Annotated in this window: 16 protein-coding genes; 11 read left to right on the top strand and 5 right to left on the bottom strand. The window is 73.8% G+C overall.

All coding sequences use genetic code 11. From position 1 onward, the window contains the following. Positions 1 to 52 precede the first annotated feature (52 nt). Positions 53 to 787 carry a class I SAM-dependent methyltransferase gene (locus ACH4MY_RS03310; RefSeq protein WP_397997392.1) on the top strand — a complete coding sequence of 245 codons (735 nt, stop codon included), beginning with the start codon at positions 53 to 55 and terminating at the stop codon, positions 785 to 787. Between the two features lie 161 nt (positions 788 to 948). On the opposite strand, the gene ACH4MY_RS03305 is transcribed toward ACH4MY_RS03310, so the two are convergent. Further along, entirely contained in the window at positions 949 to 1,839 is an 891-nt protein-coding gene (locus ACH4MY_RS03305; RefSeq protein ID WP_397996755.1) for an NmrA family transcriptional regulator, read from the bottom strand. Between the two features lie 95 nt (positions 1,840 to 1,934). Between ACH4MY_RS03305 and ACH4MY_RS03300 the strand changes: the two genes are divergently transcribed. Both ACH4MY_RS03300 and ACH4MY_RS03295 read left to right on the top strand, forming a co-directional pair. After that, positions 1,935 to 2,867, top strand: coding sequence for an AraC family transcriptional regulator (locus ACH4MY_RS03300; RefSeq protein WP_397996753.1), 933 nt, complete (start codon positions 1,935 to 1,937; stop codon positions 2,865 to 2,867). An 84-nt stretch (positions 2,868 to 2,951) separates the two neighbouring features. After that, positions 2,952 to 3,875: a class I SAM-dependent methyltransferase gene (locus tag ACH4MY_RS03295; RefSeq protein WP_397996750.1), complete on the top strand. Its 924-nt coding sequence runs from the start codon at positions 2,952 to 2,954 to the stop codon at positions 3,873 to 3,875. Between the two features lie 18 nt (positions 3,876 to 3,893). Here the strand turns inward: ACH4MY_RS03295 and ACH4MY_RS03290 are convergent, their stop codons facing one another. Continuing rightward, positions 3,894 to 4,358, bottom strand: a complete 465-nt coding sequence (locus tag ACH4MY_RS03290; protein WP_397996748.1) for an RICIN domain-containing protein — start codon at positions 4,356 to 4,358, stop codon at positions 3,894 to 3,896. 139 nt (positions 4,359 to 4,497) lie between these two features. On the opposite strand from ACH4MY_RS03290, the gene ACH4MY_RS03285 reads away from it, so the two are divergent. Further along, positions 4,498 to 5,775 (top strand): SUKH-4 family immunity protein, encoded by a 1,278-nt coding sequence (locus ACH4MY_RS03285; RefSeq protein ID WP_397996745.1) that lies wholly within the window; start codon positions 4,498 to 4,500, stop codon positions 5,773 to 5,775. A 67-nt stretch (positions 5,776 to 5,842) separates the two neighbouring features. Here the strand turns inward: ACH4MY_RS03285 and ACH4MY_RS03280 are convergent, their stop codons facing one another. From ACH4MY_RS03280 to ACH4MY_RS03270, 3 genes are all read right to left on the bottom strand, one after another. Then, entirely contained in the window at positions 5,843 to 6,631 is a 789-nt protein-coding gene (locus ACH4MY_RS03280) for an aldo/keto reductase (protein ID WP_397997389.1), read from the bottom strand. 262 nt (positions 6,632 to 6,893) lie between these two features. Then, positions 6,894 to 8,717 (bottom strand): AMP-dependent synthetase/ligase, encoded by a 1,824-nt coding sequence (locus ACH4MY_RS03275; RefSeq protein WP_397996743.1) that lies wholly within the window; start codon positions 8,715 to 8,717, stop codon positions 6,894 to 6,896. A gap of 329 nt (positions 8,718 to 9,046) precedes the next feature. Next, positions 9,047 to 9,913 carry a LysR substrate-binding domain-containing protein gene (locus tag ACH4MY_RS03270; protein ID WP_397996740.1) on the bottom strand — a complete coding sequence of 289 codons (867 nt, stop codon included), beginning with the start codon at positions 9,911 to 9,913 and terminating at the stop codon, positions 9,047 to 9,049. Positions 9,914 to 10,175: 262 nt separating this feature from the next. On the opposite strand from ACH4MY_RS03270, the gene ACH4MY_RS03265 reads away from it, so the two are divergent. The 7 genes from ACH4MY_RS03265 to ACH4MY_RS03235 all read left to right on the top strand — a co-directional run bounded on the left by ACH4MY_RS03265 (position 10,176) and on the right by ACH4MY_RS03235 (position 16,671). Continuing rightward, positions 10,176 to 11,384, top strand: a complete 1,209-nt coding sequence (locus ACH4MY_RS03265; RefSeq protein WP_397996738.1) for a bile acid:sodium symporter family protein — start codon at positions 10,176 to 10,178, stop codon at positions 11,382 to 11,384. A gap of 25 nt (positions 11,385 to 11,409) precedes the next feature. Beyond that, entirely contained in the window at positions 11,410 to 11,952 is a 543-nt protein-coding gene (locus ACH4MY_RS03260) for an isochorismatase family protein (RefSeq protein WP_397996735.1), read from the top strand. Continuing rightward, a complete protein-coding gene (locus ACH4MY_RS03255; protein ID WP_397996733.1) occupies positions 11,949 to 12,332 on the top strand; it encodes a (2Fe-2S) ferredoxin domain-containing protein in 384 nt (127 codons plus the stop codon). The genes ACH4MY_RS03260 and ACH4MY_RS03255 overlap by 4 nt, the downstream gene beginning before the upstream one ends. Positions 12,333 to 12,505: 173 nt before the next feature. Beyond that, entirely contained in the window at positions 12,506 to 13,462 is a 957-nt protein-coding gene (locus ACH4MY_RS03250) for a beta-ketoacyl-ACP synthase III (RefSeq protein ID WP_397996731.1), read from the top strand. A 319-nt stretch (positions 13,463 to 13,781) separates the two neighbouring features. After that, positions 13,782 to 14,354: a hypothetical protein gene (locus ACH4MY_RS03245; protein WP_397996728.1), complete on the top strand. Its 573-nt coding sequence runs from the start codon at positions 13,782 to 13,784 to the stop codon at positions 14,352 to 14,354. Positions 14,355 to 14,543: 189 nt separating this feature from the next. Further along, positions 14,544 to 15,323: a class F sortase gene (locus ACH4MY_RS03240; RefSeq protein ID WP_397996727.1), complete on the top strand. Its 780-nt coding sequence runs from the start codon at positions 14,544 to 14,546 to the stop codon at positions 15,321 to 15,323. 166 nt (positions 15,324 to 15,489) lie between these two features. Then, positions 15,490 to 16,671: an ROK family protein gene (locus ACH4MY_RS03235; RefSeq protein WP_397996725.1), complete on the top strand. Its 1,182-nt coding sequence runs from the start codon at positions 15,490 to 15,492 to the stop codon at positions 16,669 to 16,671. The last annotated feature ends 229 nt before the right edge of the window (positions 16,672 to 16,900 follow it).

The raw sequence follows: 16,900 nt of genomic DNA, 5'->3' as shown, positions 1-16,900 counted from the left end.
CCTTCGTCGGCCCTCCGCGTCTCCTCGTACGATCATCGGCATGGCGGAGACCGTGCTCGACTACGAGGCAGAGGCAGCGCACTACGACCGGACCCGAGGCGGGACGCCCCGGGCCGCGTCGGCGGCCGAGGCCGTCCTGCGGCTCGTGCCGCCCGGCGCCCGCACCCTGCTCGACCTGGCCTGCGGCACCGGGCTCGTCACCCAGCGGCTCACCCGGCCCGGACTGCGGGTGTACGGGGCCGACGCCGCCCACGCCATGCTGCGGGTCGCCGACGGGCGCGTCCCCGGCCGGATCGTCCGCGCCGACGCCCGCAGGCTGCCGCTGCCCGACGCCTCCCTCGACGCGGTCGGCGCCGTCTGGCTGCTGCACCTCGTTCCCTTCGCGGCGGAGATCGTCGCCGAGGCGGCCCGTGTCCTGCGCCCCGGCGGCGTCCTGGTCGCCACCGTCGACAAGGACGCGGCCCACGACGTCGGCAGCGACGTCGACGCGATCCTCCGCCCGTACCGCTCCGCCGCGGCGGCATCCGACCGCGCGGACCTGATCACCCGGTACGCCGTCGCCCACGGTCTCGAACCCGCCCCCGGCACCCACTTCACGGGACACGGGCAGGGCGGCACCCCGCGCGACACCGTACGGAAGCTGCGCGCCGGGTACTTCGCCTCCTGGTTCCCCGGCGACCCGGCGACGCTCGAGACACTGGCCGCCGCCCTGGCGGGCCTCCCGGACCAGGACCGCCCCCGCGACGACCCCCGCTACCGGCTCGCCTGCTTCGTCCGGAGGGTCTGAGCGCGACGAGGCCCCGGCCGCGGGCCCTTGGTACCCGCCCGGGGCCCGGCTTCGGGACGCGTTCCACGCCCGGCCCCCGGCTTCGGGGCGCGCCGCTCGCCGAGGGCCCGGCCTCAGGCCCGTCCGCGGACCCGGCCTCAGGCCCGTCCGCGGACCCGGCCTCAGGCCCGCCCGCTCGCCCACGTGGCGTCCGCGAACGCGGTGAAGGAGCGCGGCTCGCGGCCCAGGACCCGCTTGACCCCGTCCGTCACCGAGGCGTTGTGACCGTCGAGGAGCGTCGTGAACAGGGCCGCCAGCCACGCCGCCTCCGGGGCCGGCAGCCCGAACCCGGTGAGGAGCTCGGTGTACTCGGCCTCCGACACCGCCTCGTAGACCACCGGACGGCCCGAGGCGCGCGCGATGTCCGCCGCCACCTCGGCGAAGCCCACCGGCCGCGGCCCCGTCAGCTCGTGCACCCGACCCGCGTGACCGTCCGCCGTCAGCGTCTCGACGACGACGTCCGCGAGGTCGTCCACGTCGACGAACGGCTCGGCCGTGTCACCCGCGGGGAAGACGACCGCGCCCTCGGCGACCCCCTCCGCCAGCAGTCCCTCCGAGAAGTTCTGTGCGAAGAACGCGGCTCGTACGACGGCCAGTTCCACCCCTGGGGCCGCCGCCCGCAGGGCCTCCTCCGCCACGACCGCCTCGGGCTCCCCGCGCCCGGACAGCACCGTCAGCCGCCGCACCCCGTTCTCCGCGGCCAGCCGGCCGAAGGTCCGCATCGCCTCGACCGCGCCGGGGGCGGCGAGGTCCGGGTAGTAGGCCACGTACGCGGCGTCCGCGCCCCGCAGCGCCGGGGCCCAGGTCTCCGGGTCCTCCCAGTCGAAGGGGGTGGCGCCGCTGCGGGACCCGGCGCGGACCGCCACCCCCCGCGCCGCGAGCCGCTCCGCCACACGCCGCCCGGTCTTGCCGGTGGCGCTCGTCACCAGGACGGTCCGCGGGGTCTGCCCGGCCGCCGCCTTCCGCGTGTTGTCGGTGTCGTTCGTCCGCGGGTCGTTCGTCTGCTTCGTCATGTTCCAAGACTCCCGCCCACGGCCCCTGCGGCCCATGCTGCGCAGTCTCACGTCCCTACGCGTCCGTCTCACCGGGCCGCCTACCCTTGCGACTCATGGACGCACTCGCCGGACTCCTCGACGGACCCCGCGCCCGGGGCGCCTTCCTGCTCCGCATGATCATGGAACCGCCGTGGTCCGTGCGCATCGAGGACGGCGCGCCGATCTGTCTGATGTGCGTCACCGAGGGCGAGGCCTGGATCGTCCCGGACCGGGGGGAGCCCGTCCTGCTGCGGCCCGGGGACATCGCGATCGCCCGGGGTCCGGAGCCGTACACCGTCGCCGACACCCCCGACGCCCCGCCCCGCGCCGTGATCGGCCCCGACGGCGCCTGCACCACCCTCTCCGGGGAGCCGCTCGCCGAGACCATGCGGCTGGGCGTCCGCACCTGGGGCAACGCCCCCGACGGCGGCACCACGCTTCTCGTCGGCACCTACCGGATGGACGGCGAGGTCGGCCGCCGGCTGCTCGACGCCCTGCCGGGGCTGCTGCATCTGCCCGCCGAGGAGTGGAACTGCCCCCTCACGCCCTTCCTCGGTGAGGAGATAGCCCGCGACGAACCCGGCCAGACCGCCGTCCTCGACCGGGTCCTCGACCTGATGCTCATCACGGGTGTCCGCGCCTGGTTCTCCCGGCCCGGCGCCGAGGCCCCCGCCTGGTACCGGGCCATGGGCGACCCGGTGGTCGGGCGGGCGCTCCGGCTGCTCCAGAACGACCCCGCGCACCCCTGGACGGTCGCCTCGCTGGCCGCGAAGGCGGGGGTCTCCCGGGCCGCGCTGGCCCGCCGCTTCGCCGAACTCGTCGGCGAGCCCCCGATGGCGTACCTCACGGGCTGGCGGCTCGCGCTCGCCGCCGACCTGCTGCGCGAGAGCGATGTCACCGTCGAGTCCGTCGCCCGTCAGGTCGGCTACAGCGGCGCCTTCGCCCTGAGCGCCGCGTTCAAGCGGGTCCGGGGCGTCAGCCCGCAGGAACACCGCGCCGCGGTATGACGATCTGAGCAACACGGGATCGATTTTCTTGCCGGAACGGCAACACTTCTCGCGCTTCGGGCCGACGCGTCGCACGCTGGTCCCATGAGCCAGCACAGCGCATCGCACCACGACCACCCGCACGGCGAGGGACACGGCCACCGGCACACCCACACCCACGACAGCACCCCTCTGGACTGGAGCACGATCGGCCCGCTCCTGGAGCAGCAGGCCGAGATCGCGATCCCCGCCTACGCGGACGCCGCCGCCTGGCTCGACACCCTCGCCCCGGCCCAGGGCGTCCGCCGCGTCCTCGACGTCGGCAGCGGCCCCGGTGTCGTCACCGGCGTGCTCGCCGAGGCCTTCCCGGCCGCCGAGACGGTCGCCGTCGACGGCAGCCCCGAACTCCTCGCCCGCGCCCGCGAGCGCGCCGAGGCACACGGCCTCGCCGCCCGGGTCTCCACCCTCCACGCCGAACTCCCCGAAGCCATCGGCACCCTGGGACGGGCCGACCTGATCTGGGCGGGCAACTCCCTGCACCACATCGGCGACCAGCGGGCCGCGCTCGTCGAGTTCGCCGCGCTGCTGAACTCCGGCGGCCTGATGGTCCTCGTCGAGGGCGGTCTGCCCACCCGGCACCTGCCCTCGCACCTCGGCTTCGGCCGACCGGGCCTGGAGGCGCGCCTCGACGCCGTCCACGCGGACAGGTTCGCCGACATGCGTGCCGAGCTCCCCGGCTTCAAGGACGAGCCGGACGACTGGCGGACGCTTCTCGCCGGCGCGGGCCTCACCCCCGTCGGCACCCGCACCTTCCTCACCGATGTGCCCGCGCCGGTGTCCCCGGTCGTACGGCAGCTGGCCCTCGCCCACTTCGAGCGGATCAAGGAGGGCTTCGGCGACCGGATCGAGGCGGCGGACCGGGCGATGATCGACCGGCTCCTCGACCCGGCCGACGACCTGTCCCTGCACCACCGCACGGATCTGTTCCACCTGACGGCCCGCACCGTCCACACCGCCCGCAAGGGCTGACGGACCCGGCGCCCGGTGTCAGGACACCGACTCCAACCGCCACCACTGGAACGGGGAGTCGGTGTCCTCCCACTGCCGTACGTTGCCGCCCTCGGCCGTCGAACCGTCGGCGACCTCCAGGAACAGCCCGCTGATGAAGCTCACCAGAGCCACCGTCCCGGGCGACTGGAGGTCCTGCTCGATGATCCACTCCTGCGCGCCGAAGTTGTTCGCCTTCCACTGCTGGATGTTGGCGCCGTTCTCCGTGGAGGCGTTGGCGACGTCGAGCCGCTTGCCGCTCGCGGCGTTGACCAGGTGGTAGAGCCCGCCGCCGTTCGGCACGGGCGTGATGTGCCAGTGCTGCCCCGGAGTGCCGTTCTCGGTGCCCTGCTGCACGTTGGCGCCGCTGCGGCCCGACCCCTGGTACACCTCCAGAAGCAGCCCGCTGGCCACGTTCCGCACCCGGTAGAGGCCCTCCTCGACAGGTCCCGGAGAACCACTCACCGTACCGACTCCTTCTCTCCACGCGCCTGTTGGACGCCACCGACTCTACGTCCCGGGTACGACAACGACGCCGACCGCCGACGGCCCGCGCACACGCCGCACGCGCCCGCGCCGCCCGCCCGGCTGGCACCATGATCCGATGACCACCGATGCCGATCTCCGTGCCCTGCTCGACGACCCCGCCCGGGTCCTGCGCCACGACCGCGCCGAGCTCCGCGCCCGCCTCGACTCCCTGCCCGACGATCTCGGCTCCGTGGGACGCGAGGTGTTCACCCAGGCCGAGGCCGTGTTCGGCTCGGCCCGTGTCACGCCCGCCGAGTTCGCGTCGTGGCTGCACTTCGCGGCGACCGTACTGGGCCACCGGGAGTACGCCGAGCGGGTGGCCGCCGCCGAGCCCGGACTGCCGTGGCGGACGGTGTGGGCCTGGTGGCGGCCGGTCGGCGCGTACGAGGTGGAGCCGAACCTCAGCGGCGACCGCTCCGCCGAGGTCTACGAGACCGAGGACGGGCCGCTCCTCAAGGTGTGGGCGCTGTGGTGCGTGGACACCTGGTTCGACCTGGCCTCGGGCCGGCCGCACCCCGCCCCCGACGAGGACGCGGCGGAGCCCCGCGAGGAGACGGAACCGGACGGCCCCTGGCTGTTCGACACGGACGACGACGCCCGGGCACTCCACGTGCCGTACGGCTGGGAGGAGCCCGTCCCGCTGGACGGCGGCCGCTACGTCTTCCTCGACGCACGCGGCGTGGTCGTCGTCGAGCAGAACGACACGGCCCTCGCCGACTGGCCGACGGGCGGCTCCGACCCCGAGGGCATGACACCGCCGGACGGCGAACCCTGGTTCCGCCCGGGGACCAGGAACACCGAAGGGCCGCTCACCGCGGCCCGCCTCGACCGGACGTTCGGCCCCTCCGGGGTCGTACGCGTCCCCGCCGCCGACGCCCCCGCCGTCCTCACCCACGAGCCCACCAGGACCCTGCTCGCGGAGGCCGGACTGCCCCGCCACTGGGGCGCCGGCGTCACCTCCTTCGCGGTGGCCGAAGAGCTGCTGAGCCCCGGCCCCGAGGGCCTGCTCCGCGTCGGCGAATTCGACCTCGGCCACTGCGACCCCGGCGAGGTCCTCGTCCACCCGGCGACGGGCGCGGTCGGCCTGCGCCAGCCGGACGGCAGCCACGGCCCGGGCGGAGACGCGGTGTTCCCGCTCGTCCGCGACCTGGAGGCCTTCGTCCGCTTCCTGGAGGGCGTCCGTGTCCACATGGGGGCCTGCTGGGACCCGTACCCGGGCGAGGGCGGTGTGAAGACCTTCCTCCGCGCGATGGAGAACGTCGACGCCGGGGCGCTTGCCGAGGGGGCACCCGGCGCCGAGGTCTGGGAGCACCTCTTCGCCTCCGTCACCGAGCTCGGCGTCCACGGCTACTGAGCCCGAACACCCGGCCGGCGCCGCGCCGCACCGTCGACACGGCGCGGCGCGGCGCGGTCCGCCGCCTTCAGGCGCCGAACTCCGCCGGGTTCGGGCCCAGCCGACGGTTCTCGTCGAGCGCGGCGATCGCGGCCAGGTCCTCGGCGTCCAGCTCGAAGCCGAACACGTCGATGTTCTCCCGGATACGGGACGGGGTGACCGACTTCGGGATCACCACGTTCCCCAGCTGGAGGTGCCAGCGCAGCACGACCTGGGCCGGCGTCCGCCCGTGCTTGCGGCCGATCGCCACGATCGCGGGGACGTCCAGGAGGCCCTTGCCCGAGCCGAGCGGCGACCACGCCTCGGTCGCGATGCCGTGCCGGGCGTGCGCCTCGCGGGACTCCTGCTGGGAGAGCTGCGGGTGGAGCTCGATCTGGTTGACGGCGGGCACGACCGAGGTCTCGCCGATCAGCCGCTCCAGGTGCTCCGGGAGGAAGTTCGAGACGCCGATCGCCTTGGCGCGCCCCTCGGCGTAGATCTTCTCGAAGGCGCGGTACGTGTCGACGTACGCGTCCTTCGAGGGCACCGGCCAGTGGATCAGGTACAGGTCGACATAGTCGAGACCCAGCTTGCCGAGCGAGACGTCGAAGGCCTTCAGCGTCGAGTCGAGGCCCTGCTCGCTGTTCCACACCTTGGTGGTGACGAACAGGTCCTCGCGGGCGATCCCGGACGCGGCGACGGCACGGCCCGTGCCCTCCTCGTTCCCGTAGATCGCGGCGGTGTCGATCGAGCGGTAACCGGCCTCCAGGGCGGTCGCCACGGTCGCCGCCGCCTCGTCGTCCGGCACCTGCCAGACACCGAAGCCCAGCTGCGGCATCCGGACGCCGTTGTTCAGGGTGACCGAGGGAACCTTGCTGTCCGTGCTCACGTGGGAGGGATCCTTACCTTGTCGCGGTTCGTGACGGCCGTACGCCCCTGGAGGCCGTACGGGGTACTCCCAGCGTCAACGATCACGGGCCGCTCCGCATTCCGCATCCGGCCCGCCGGTAGGACCGGCCCCCGGCCGGGCCCGCGCCCCGGCCCCGGCCCGCGCCGGCCCGTACGGCGCACCCGCACCGGCCCCGCACCGCGCCACGGCCTCAGCCGTACAGCGCCGCGACCTCCGCCGCGTACGCCCGCTCGATCGCCTTCCGCTTCAGCTTCAGGGAGGGGGTCAGCAGCCCGTGCTCCTCACTGAACGGATGCGCCAGGATCCGGAACGTACGAATCGACTCGGCCTGCGAGACCAGCGTGTTCGCCGCCACCACCCCCCGCCGGATCTCGGTCTCCAGGGACGGATCGCGCACCAGCTCCGACGGACCCAGCGGCGCCCGCCCCTGCATCGCCAGCCAGTGCTCCACCGCCTCCTGGTCGATGGTCACCAGCGCGGCGATGTACGGACGGTCGTTGCCGACGACGATGCACTGGGAGATCAGCGGATGCGCCCGCACCCGCTCCTCGAGACCCGTCGGGGCGACGCTCTTGCCGCCCGAGGTCACCAGGATCTCCTTCTTCCGCCCGGTGATCGTCAGATAGCCGTCCTCGTCGAGGGAACCCAGGTCCCCGGTGGCCAGCCAGCCGTCGTTCAGCACGGCGGCGGTCGCCTCGGGCGCGTTCAGATAGCCGGAGAAGACCTGGCCGCCGTGCAGCCACACCTCACCGTCCTCCGCGATGTGCACCGTCGTCCCCGGCACCGGCTGGCCCACCGTGCCGTACCTCGTCCGCTCCGGCGGGTTCGCGGTCGCGGCCGCCGAGGACTCCGTCAGGCCGTAGCCCTCGAAGACCGTGACCCCCGCTCCGGCGAAGAACAGCCCCTGCCGGCGGTCCATCGCCGAACCGCCCGACATCGCGTGCCGCAGCCGCCCGCCGAGGGCCGCGCGGACCTTCGCGTACACCGTCTTCTCGAAGAACTGGTGCTGCACGCGCAGCGCCGCCGACGGGCCCGGGCCGGTACCGAAGGCCTTGTGCTCCAGCGCCTCCGCGTACGCGACCGCCACCTCCACGGCCTTGTCGAACGGGCCCGTCTTCCCCTCCCGCTCCGCCTTGCGGCGCGCCGCGTTGAAGACCTTCTCGAACACGTACGGAACGGCCAGGACGAAACTCGGCCGGAAGGCGGCGAGATCCGGGATCAGCTCCGCGGCCGCCATCACCGGCTGGTGCCCCAGCTTCACCCCGCTCCGGACCGCCGCCACCTCCACCATCCGCCCGAAGACGTGCGCGAGCGGCAGGAACAGCAGCGTCGACGCCTCCTCACCCGGCCGGGAACGGAACACCGACTCCCAGCGGCCCACCAGCATGTCCGTCTCGAACATGAAGTTGGCGTGGGTGATCACACAGCCCTTGGGGCGGCCGGTCGTCCCCGACGTGTAGATGACCGTCGCCACCGTCTCCGGGGTCACCGCCCGCCGGTGCCGGTGCACGACGTCCTCGTCGATCTCCGTCCCCGCCGCCGTCAGCTCGGCCACCGCGCCCGCGTCCAGCTGCCACAGGCGCTGGAGCCGGGGCAGCCGGTCGATCACCGAACCGATCGTCATCGCGTGGTCCTCGTGCTCCACCACGCACGCCGTGACCTCGGAGTCGTGCAGCGCCCAGAAGACCTGCTCGGCGGAGGAGGTCGGATAGATCGGCACGGGCTGCGCGCCGAGCGTCCACAACGCGAAGTCGAAGAGGGTCCACTCGTAGCGGGTACGGGACATGATCGCGACCCGGTCGCCGAACCGCACACCCTCCGCGATCAGACCCTTCGCGAGGCCGAGGACCTCGTCCCTGAACCGCGCGGCGGACACGTCCCGCCACTCCCCGTCCGGGGCCTTCCGGCCGAACGTGATCCGGTCCGGCTCGGCCAGGGCACGCTCGAACAGGGCGTCCGCCAGACCGCCGACCTGAGGCGCCGCCTCGACGGGCGGCACGGTGAACTCGCGCACTGACCTGCTCCTCGACGGCTCGATGGCTGGAAAAGCTCGTTGTAGCGCTCCGTACGGCGCGGGTGACGGTACCCCACGCGACAGCCCGGCGGGAGGGCCTTCACCAAGCCGGGACATTCCGCGTTCGCACAGGTCAGAGCCGGTGGGAAAGCCAAGTCGCGGGTGCGCCAGGCCCGTTACCGACCGCTCGGTACGCCCATCGGACGTCAATCTCCACGGAATCTGTACCGACTGCTCACTCACCGCGACCCCACGGGCCACCACACCCGCACGTCGCCGACCCCCACGGTCCCCGCCGCCGACCCCCACGGCCCCCGCCGCCGGCCCGCTCAGCCGGGCCGGTGCAAGCGGTCGCCGCCCGCCAGGATCGCCTCCGCCAGCGCGTCCGCTGCCTCCTGCACCGCCCCGCCGCGCCGCCCCGCGCGCAGCACGAAGCCCACCTCCCCGAGCTCCGGCAGCCCCGCACGCGCGGGGACCGGCACAAGACCCGGCGGCACCAGGCCCCTCGTGTGCGCCATCACACCGAGCCCCGCACGGGCCGCCGCCACGTTCGCGCTCAGGCTGGAACTCGTACACGCGATCCGCCACGCCCGGCCCTGTGCCTCCAGGGCCTCCAGCGCCCGCGCCCGGGTGATCCCCGGTGGCGGGTACAGGATGAGCGGCACCGGACGGTCCGGATCCAGCCGAAGACCCGGCGCCCCGATCCAGATCAGGGAGTCCTCCCACACGAGCCGCCCCTCGCTCTCCCCACCACGCCGCTTGGCCAGGATCAGATCGAGCCGGCCGGCCGCGAGCCGGGCCTGGAGCGTGCCGGACAGCTCGACCGTCAGCTCCAGATCCACCTCGGGATGCTCACGCCGGAAGGACTCCAGGATCTCCGGCAGCCGGGTCGTCACGAAGTCCTCCGAGGCGCCGAAGCGCAGCCGCCCCCGCAACCGGGTCCCCCCGAAGAACGCCGCCGCCCGCTCGTGCGCCTGCAGGATCGTGCGCGCGAAACCGAGCATCGCCTCGCCGTCCTCCGTCAGCGCCACCCGGTGCGTGTCCCGGGTGAACAGCGGCCGGCCGGTCGCCTCCTCCAGGCGCCGTACGTGCTGACTCACGGTCGACTGCCGCAGCCCGAGACGGTCCGCGGCCCGGGTGAAGCTCAGCGTCTGGGCCACGGCGAGGAAGGTGCGCAGCTGTGCGGGCTCGTACACACGACGACGGTACCGCCCGCCGCCCACGCTCATCATGAATCGTGATGGCAGTCAGAGCCCTGTACGGGATTCCCGATCACCGACCGCTGGGCCAGGATGGGAAGGCGCGACCCGCCGACGGGAAGGCGCGCCCCACCCTCTCCTCGCCGTGCGCACCGAGCACGGCGACCCGGTCCTTCGCCGTGCCCCCGGAGCACGCGCCCGCCCCTCGCCGTGCCCCCGGAGCACGCGCCCCCCCGCAGTGCACAGAGCAGTGGAGCCCATGACCGCCCGTACGCCCGCCCGTACGCCCGCCCGTACGCCCGCCCGTACCCCGCGCCGCAGCCTCCGGCTGCCGTCCTGGCTGCCCGTCGACGGGTACGTCCTGGCCCTGCTCGGCACGGTCGGCCTCGCCGCCCTCCTCCCCGCCTCCGGGGCCGCGGCCCACCTCGCGGAAGGCACGGCCACCGGGGCCGTGGCCCTCCTCTTCTTCCTCTACGGGGCCCGGCTCTCCACCCGCGAGGCCCTCGACGGCCTCAAGCACTGGCGGCTCCACCTCACCGTCCTCGGCAGCACCTTCCTGCTCTTCCCGCTCCTCGGACTCGCCGCACGGGGCCTCGTCCCCACCGTGCTCACACCCCAGCTCTACAGCGGGTTCCTCTTCCTCTGCCTGGTGCCGTCCACCATCCAGTCCTCCATCGCCTTCACCTCGATCGCCCGCGGCAACGTCCCCGCCGCCATCTGCGCGGGATCCTTCTCCTCGCTCGCCGGCATCGTCCTGACCCCGCTGCTCGCGGCGCTGCTCCTCGGCAACAGCGCGGGCGGACTCTCCGCCGACGCGCTCCTCAAGATCGTGCTCCAGCTCCTCGTGCCGTTCCTGGCCGGACAGTTCCTGCGCCGCTGGGTCGGCGGCTTCCTCGTACGCCACAAGAAGGTCCTCGGGTACGTCGACCGGGGATCGATACTCCTCGTCGTCTACACCGCCTTCAGCCAGGGCATGGTCGCCGGCATCTGGCACCTCGTGACCCCGGCCAGGCTCGGCCTGCTGCTCGCCGTCGAAGCCGTCCTGCTCGCGGCGATGCTCGCCCTGACCTGGTACGGGTCCCGCCGTCTCGGCTTCGGCCGGGCCGACCGGATCGCGATCCAGTTCGCCGGATCGAAGAAGAGCCTCGCGGCCGGACTGCCGATGGCCAGCGTCCTCTTCGGCCCGCAGGCCTCGCTCGCCGTGCTCCCGCTGATGCTCTTCCACCAGATGCAGCTGATGGTGTGCGCGGTCATCGCCAGGCGCCGCGCACACGACGAAGACGAAGGGGACACGGGGGACACGGCCGCCGACCGGACGACTGCGGACTCCACGGCGACGAGTGTGGACCCCACGGCGACGACTGCGGACCCCACGGCGACGGGTGGCGCGACGGCGGGTGGGGCGGCGGGTGGGGCCGGTGGCGGTCCCTCCGTAGGCCGGATCACACCCACGACCGCCCCTCGATGATCATCGGGGCCGCTACGGTGCTCCCATGACCGCCCTCGATCCCGGCCGCCCCGCCCTCGATCCCCGCCGCACCGCGCTCGTCCTCGTCGACCTGATGGAGCGCATCGTCGCGCTGCCCCTCGCCCCCCGCCCCGGCACCGACGTCCTCGCCGCCGCCGCGCGGCTCGCCGACACCTTCCGGGCCGCCGGCGCACCCGTCGTCCACATCCGGGTCGAGCGGCCGAACATCGAGACCCAGCCGCCCGGCAGCGAGCTCGTCCCCGACCTCGTCCGGGACGGCGAGCCCGTCGTCGTCAAGCGCACCATCGGCGGCTTCCAGGACACCGGACTCCACGAACTGCTCTCCGGCCTCGGCGCCACCACCCTGGTCCTCGGCGGCATCGCCACCAACCTCGGCGTCGAGTCCACCGCCCGCGCCGCCTGCGACCTCGGCTACGAGCTCGTCTTCGCCGAGGACGCCATGTCCGCGCTCACCGGCGACGAGCACCGCGCCTCCGTCGACCTGGACTTCCCCCGCCTCGGCACGGTCGCCGCCGTCTCCGCGATCACCCTGGACGGCGCCGAGTGACCCCGGTTCCGATACGGTACGGGGCCCGCCCCTGCTCCCTCGTCGTCTGCCGTGGCTGCTGCTGCGGAGACGCCCGCAAGAACCCCGGCACCGACCACGCCGGCCAGCTCGCCCGCCTCCGGGAGGCCGCCGCGGCCTCCGGCGGCCGTCTCGCGGTCCGTACGAGCGACTGCCTCGGGCCCTGCGCCCAGGCCAACATCGTCGTCGTCCAGCCCTCCACCGAGGGCCGCCGACGCGGCGGACGGGCCGCCTGGGTGGCCTTCACCCTGGACGAGGACGCCCTCGACGACATCCTCGCCTGGACGGCCGCAGGCGGCCCCGGGATCGTCCCGCCGCCGTCCACCCTGGCCCTCCAGATGATCGACGCGCCGAAGAACTGACCCCCGAGAGGGCGCGGCCCGGCACCCCGGAGGCCGTGCCACGCCCGGGTCCTTGTCACGGTCGGCCAAGGGGTACGGGTGAATCTTGGTGGTTTACGTCACCTGTTACCCATGAGTCGCTGGCAAGACTGGGAAATCCTGCCGGACGATCGAACCACCGAGGGGGTCCCGGGATGACGGGCACTCGCATTGCCGCGCTCGGGCACTACCAGCCCGCCAAGGTGCTCACCAACCACGACCTCGCGGAGTTGGTCGACACCGACGACGCGTGGATCACCAGCCGGGTCGGTATCCGCACCCGGCACATCGGCGGACCCGACGAACCCGTCGACGAGCTCGCCGCGCACGCGGCGGGCAAGGCGCTGGCCACCGCCGGGCTCACCCCGGACGACATCGACCTCGTCCTCGTCGCCACCTCCACGGCCATCGACCGCTCGCCCAACACGGCCGCCCGCGTCGCCGCCCGCCTCGGCATGACCTCGCCCGCCACCATGGACCTCAACGTGGTCTGTGCCGGGTTCACCCATGCCCTGGCGACCGCCGACCACGCCGTACGGGCCGGCGGCTCCCGCCGCGCGCTGGTGATCGGTGCCGACAAGATGAGCGACGTGGCCGACTGGACCGACCGCACCACCTGTGTCCTCGTCGGCGACGGCGCGGGCGCCGCGATCGTCGAGGCCGTGGACGACGAGGAGGCGGGTGCCGTGCGCGGCATCGGCCCGGTCCTGTGGGGCTCGGTGCCGGAGATGGGCCACGCCGTCCGGATCGAGGGCACCCCGCCCCGCTTCGCTCAGGAGGGCCAGAGCGTCTACCGCTGGGCGACCCAGCAGCTGCCCGCCCTCGCCCGGCAGGCCTGCGAGCGGTCCGGCATCGGCCCCGAGGAGCTGGCGGGTGTGGTGCTGCACCAGGCCAACCTGCGGATCATCGAACCGCTCGCCGCGAAGATCGGCGCCGTCAACGCGATCGTCGCCCGCGATGTCGTCGAATCGGGCAACACCTCGGCCGCCTCGATCCCGCTGGCCCTCGCCAAGCTCGTCGAGCGCGGAGAGCTCCCCTCCGGAGCTCCGGTGCTGCTCTTCGGATTCGGCGGAAACCTTTCGTACGCGGGGCAGGTCGTCCGGGTTCCGTAGGGCGGGTCCTCGTTCCGCCCGAGGGGCGGGTGCGGCTGCTGTTCGACCGCGGACACGGCTGCGCGGGGGTGTGCCCGTGAGGTGCCCGTGGGGCGGTCGCGTCCGGCCGTGGCCGTGGCCCGTGAGGCGGCTGAGACCGGCGTGCTGTGGCCGTGCCCCATGCGGCCGGACGCGACCGGCACTGTGCCCGTGCCCCGTTCGGCGGAGCCCGGTGGCGGCGCGCCTGAGGCGGACCTAGCTTCGATCGCGGGTAGGGTCGTCGCCTTCCGGGCACGGAATCGCTCCGTGACCGAGCCCTCCCGTGATGTGGAGGACCGCCATGCGCGCGATACGTGCCGCTTCCGTCGCCCTGCTGAGCGCCGCCGCCGTGGTCACGGTCGCGCCGACGGCCCTGGCGGGGGAGGACGACAACAACGGCATCACGTCGTTCGGCTTCTCCGTCGCCCCGGCGACCATCGCTCCCGGCGGCACCGTCACGCTGAAGTCCGACGGCTGCGAGGTTCCGTCGGTGACGGTCACCTCCGGTGTGTTCGACACGATCACCCTCAGCGAGGGCCGTACGGGCACGGCGACCGTCGACCTCGACGCCAAGGCCGGCGCCCAGTACGAGATCACCTTCGACTGCAAGGGCGAGCGCGGCACCACCACCCTCACCATCGCCCAGGGCGACACCGGCGGGAACGCCGGCGGGACCACGGGCGGCCACGACGACGGCACCGCCCCCGGAGCCCACAAGGGCGTGAAAGCCGGCTACGGGACCGCCGCCGCCTCCGGAGCGGACACCGAGGGCCTCGGTGTCACCGAGGTGGTCACGGGCGTCCTGCTCATCGCCGGGGCGCTCGGCGCCGCCATCGTCCTGACCCGCCGCCGCACCGCCGAAGGCCGCGTCTGACGGCCGGGACCCGGGGGCCGAAACGGCCCCTCCGCCCCGGTGTGACGAGGTCCGGGACGGAGGGGCGCCAAGCAGACGGACGCCCGCCGGCCACCGGCGGGCGCCCGCACGAGGAGTGCCCGTGCGAGGGCGTCACCGGATGCCGCGACCACGCGGGCCGACGGACGCGAACACGGCAGGAGGGCGTACGTGGGGCGGTCGGACAGGACGGGACGCTCGGACGGAGCGGAGCCGTCGACGGGTGCGAGGTGGCCGGGGGACACGGGACGAACGCGGGGCACGGAGCGTACGAACGGCACGGAGCGTACGAACGCTACGGGCCGGTACGACGGCGCGGGGCGGCACGGCGCCTGGGGCCTCGTCGCCGTCGTCCTCCTCGTGGGCGTCCACCTCGTACGCGGCGGTACGCAGGAGCTGACCGCCACCGGTCCGCCCCAGCCGGTCTCCACCGCCGCGCCCGACGGCACCCGGGTCTTCGCCGCGCTCGCCCCCCTGCCCGTACCCGATCCGCTGCCCCGGTCGACGCCGGTCCGCGTCCGCGTCCCCGCCGTCCGTATCGACGCGCCCGTCACGGAGGTCGGGCTCGACGCCGACGGCTGGATCGAGGCCCCGCCCCCCGAGGACGACCGGCTCGCGGGCTGGTTCACCGGCGCGGTCACCCCGGGCGAGCGCGGCACGGCCGTCGTCGTCGGCCATGTCGACACCCCGAGCGGCCGGGCCGTCTTCTACGACCTCGGCGCCCTCGGCAGGGGACACCGTGTGGAGGTGGAGCGCCGTGACGGCCGGACCGCCGTGTTCGCCGTGTACGGGGTCGAGGTCGTCCCCAAGGAGGGCTTCCCCGCCGACCGGGTCTACGGCGACGCCGGGGTGCCCGAGCTGCGCCTGATCACCTGCGGCGGCGCGTTCACCGAGGAGAACGGCTACGCGGGAAACGTGGTGGTCTCGGCCCGGCTGGTCGAGGTCCGCTGACCGCCCGCCCGGCCCCTTCTCCCGTACCGACCTCGTCTTTGTCCCCGACCGGGAAAAAGTAAGGTCGATTCCTGCTCGACTTCTTCCCAGCCCGGAACACCGCTGCTACGTTCCCCTCGAAAGCCGGCAGACGAGCGGGTACGAGAGGGAGGGGCGCGTGAGACGCATGACGGCACGACCTGCCAACCGGCATCAGGCGCGGCTCCTCAGGCTGTTGCGCGACGGAGGACCCAACTCCCGCGCCCAGCTGGGAGATCAGATCGATCTCTCCCGCTCCAAGCTCGCCGTCGAGGTCGACCGGCTCCTGGAGACCGGTCTCGTCGTCGCCGACGGCCTCGCAGCCTCCCGGGGCGGCCGTCGCTCGCACAACATCCGGCTCGCGCCCGAACTCCGCTTCCTCGGCATCGACATCGGCGCCACCTCCATCGACGTCGCCGTCACCAACGCCGAGCTGGAGGTGCTCGGGCACCTCAACCACCCCATGGACGTCCGTGAGGGTCCCGTCGCCGTCTTCGAGCAGGCCCTGTCGATGGCGGCGAAGCTCCGCTCCACGGGACTCGCCGAAGGCTTCGACGGCGCCGGCATCGGAGTCCCCGGACCCGTCCGCTTCCCCGAGGGCGTCCCCGTCGCACCGCCGATCATGCCCGGCTGGGACGGCTTCCCCGTACGGGAGGCACTCAGCCAGGAACTCGGCTGCCCCGTCATGGTCGACAACGACGTGAACCTCATGGCCATGGGGGAGCAGCACGCCGGTGTCGCCCGGTCCGTCGGCGACTTCCTCTGCGTCAAGATCGGCACCGGTATCGGCTGCGGCATCGTCGTCGGCGGAGAGGTCTACCGCGGTACGACGGGCAGCGCCGGCGACATCGGACACATCCAGGTCGAGCCCGACGGCCGCCCCTGCGCCTGCGGCAACAACGGCTGCCTGGAAGCCCACTTCAGCGGAGCCGCCCTGGCCCGCGACGCCGAGGACGCGGCGCGCGGCGGCAGGTCGGAGGAACTGGCCGCCCGGCTCGCGGCGGCCGGGCGCCTCACCGCCGTCGACGTCGCCGCGGCCGCCGCCGCGGGCGATGCCACCTCGCTCGCCCTCATCCGTGAGGGCGGCAACCGGGTCGGGCAGGTCATCGCCGGACTCGTCAGCTTCTTCAACCCCGGTCTGGTGGTGATCGGAGGCGGTGTCACCGGCCTCGGTCACAACCTCCTCGCCAGTGTCCGCACCCAGGTCTACCGGCAGTCGCTGCCCCTGGCCACCGGCAACCTCCCCATCGTCCTCGGCGAACTGGGCCAGACCGCCGGCGTGACCGGCGCGGCCCGCCTCATCAGCGACCACCTCTTCTCCCCGGCGTAGCCGCTCCGGGGACGCCCGCCCCCGCCCACGGGGTTCGTGGGCACCCGTTCCGCGAGGGCGGAACGAGTGGGCACGACCCCACCGCCGGCCGCACCCGCGGAACCGCCTGCCCGCACCCGCAGATCCGCCTGCCAGCAGAACCACATCCCCGCGTACGCGGAACCGCCGGCCCGCACGCGCCGAACCGTTGCTCCATACGCGCTGAACCGTTTCCCCGCACCCTCTCGCC

The organism is Streptomyces sp. NPDC017246, from assembly GCF_044331325.1.
In the GTDB taxonomy this organism is placed as follows: domain Bacteria; phylum Actinomycetota; class Actinomycetes; order Streptomycetales; family Streptomycetaceae; genus Streptomyces.
This window is presented reverse-complemented; position numbering and strand designations above follow the sequence as displayed.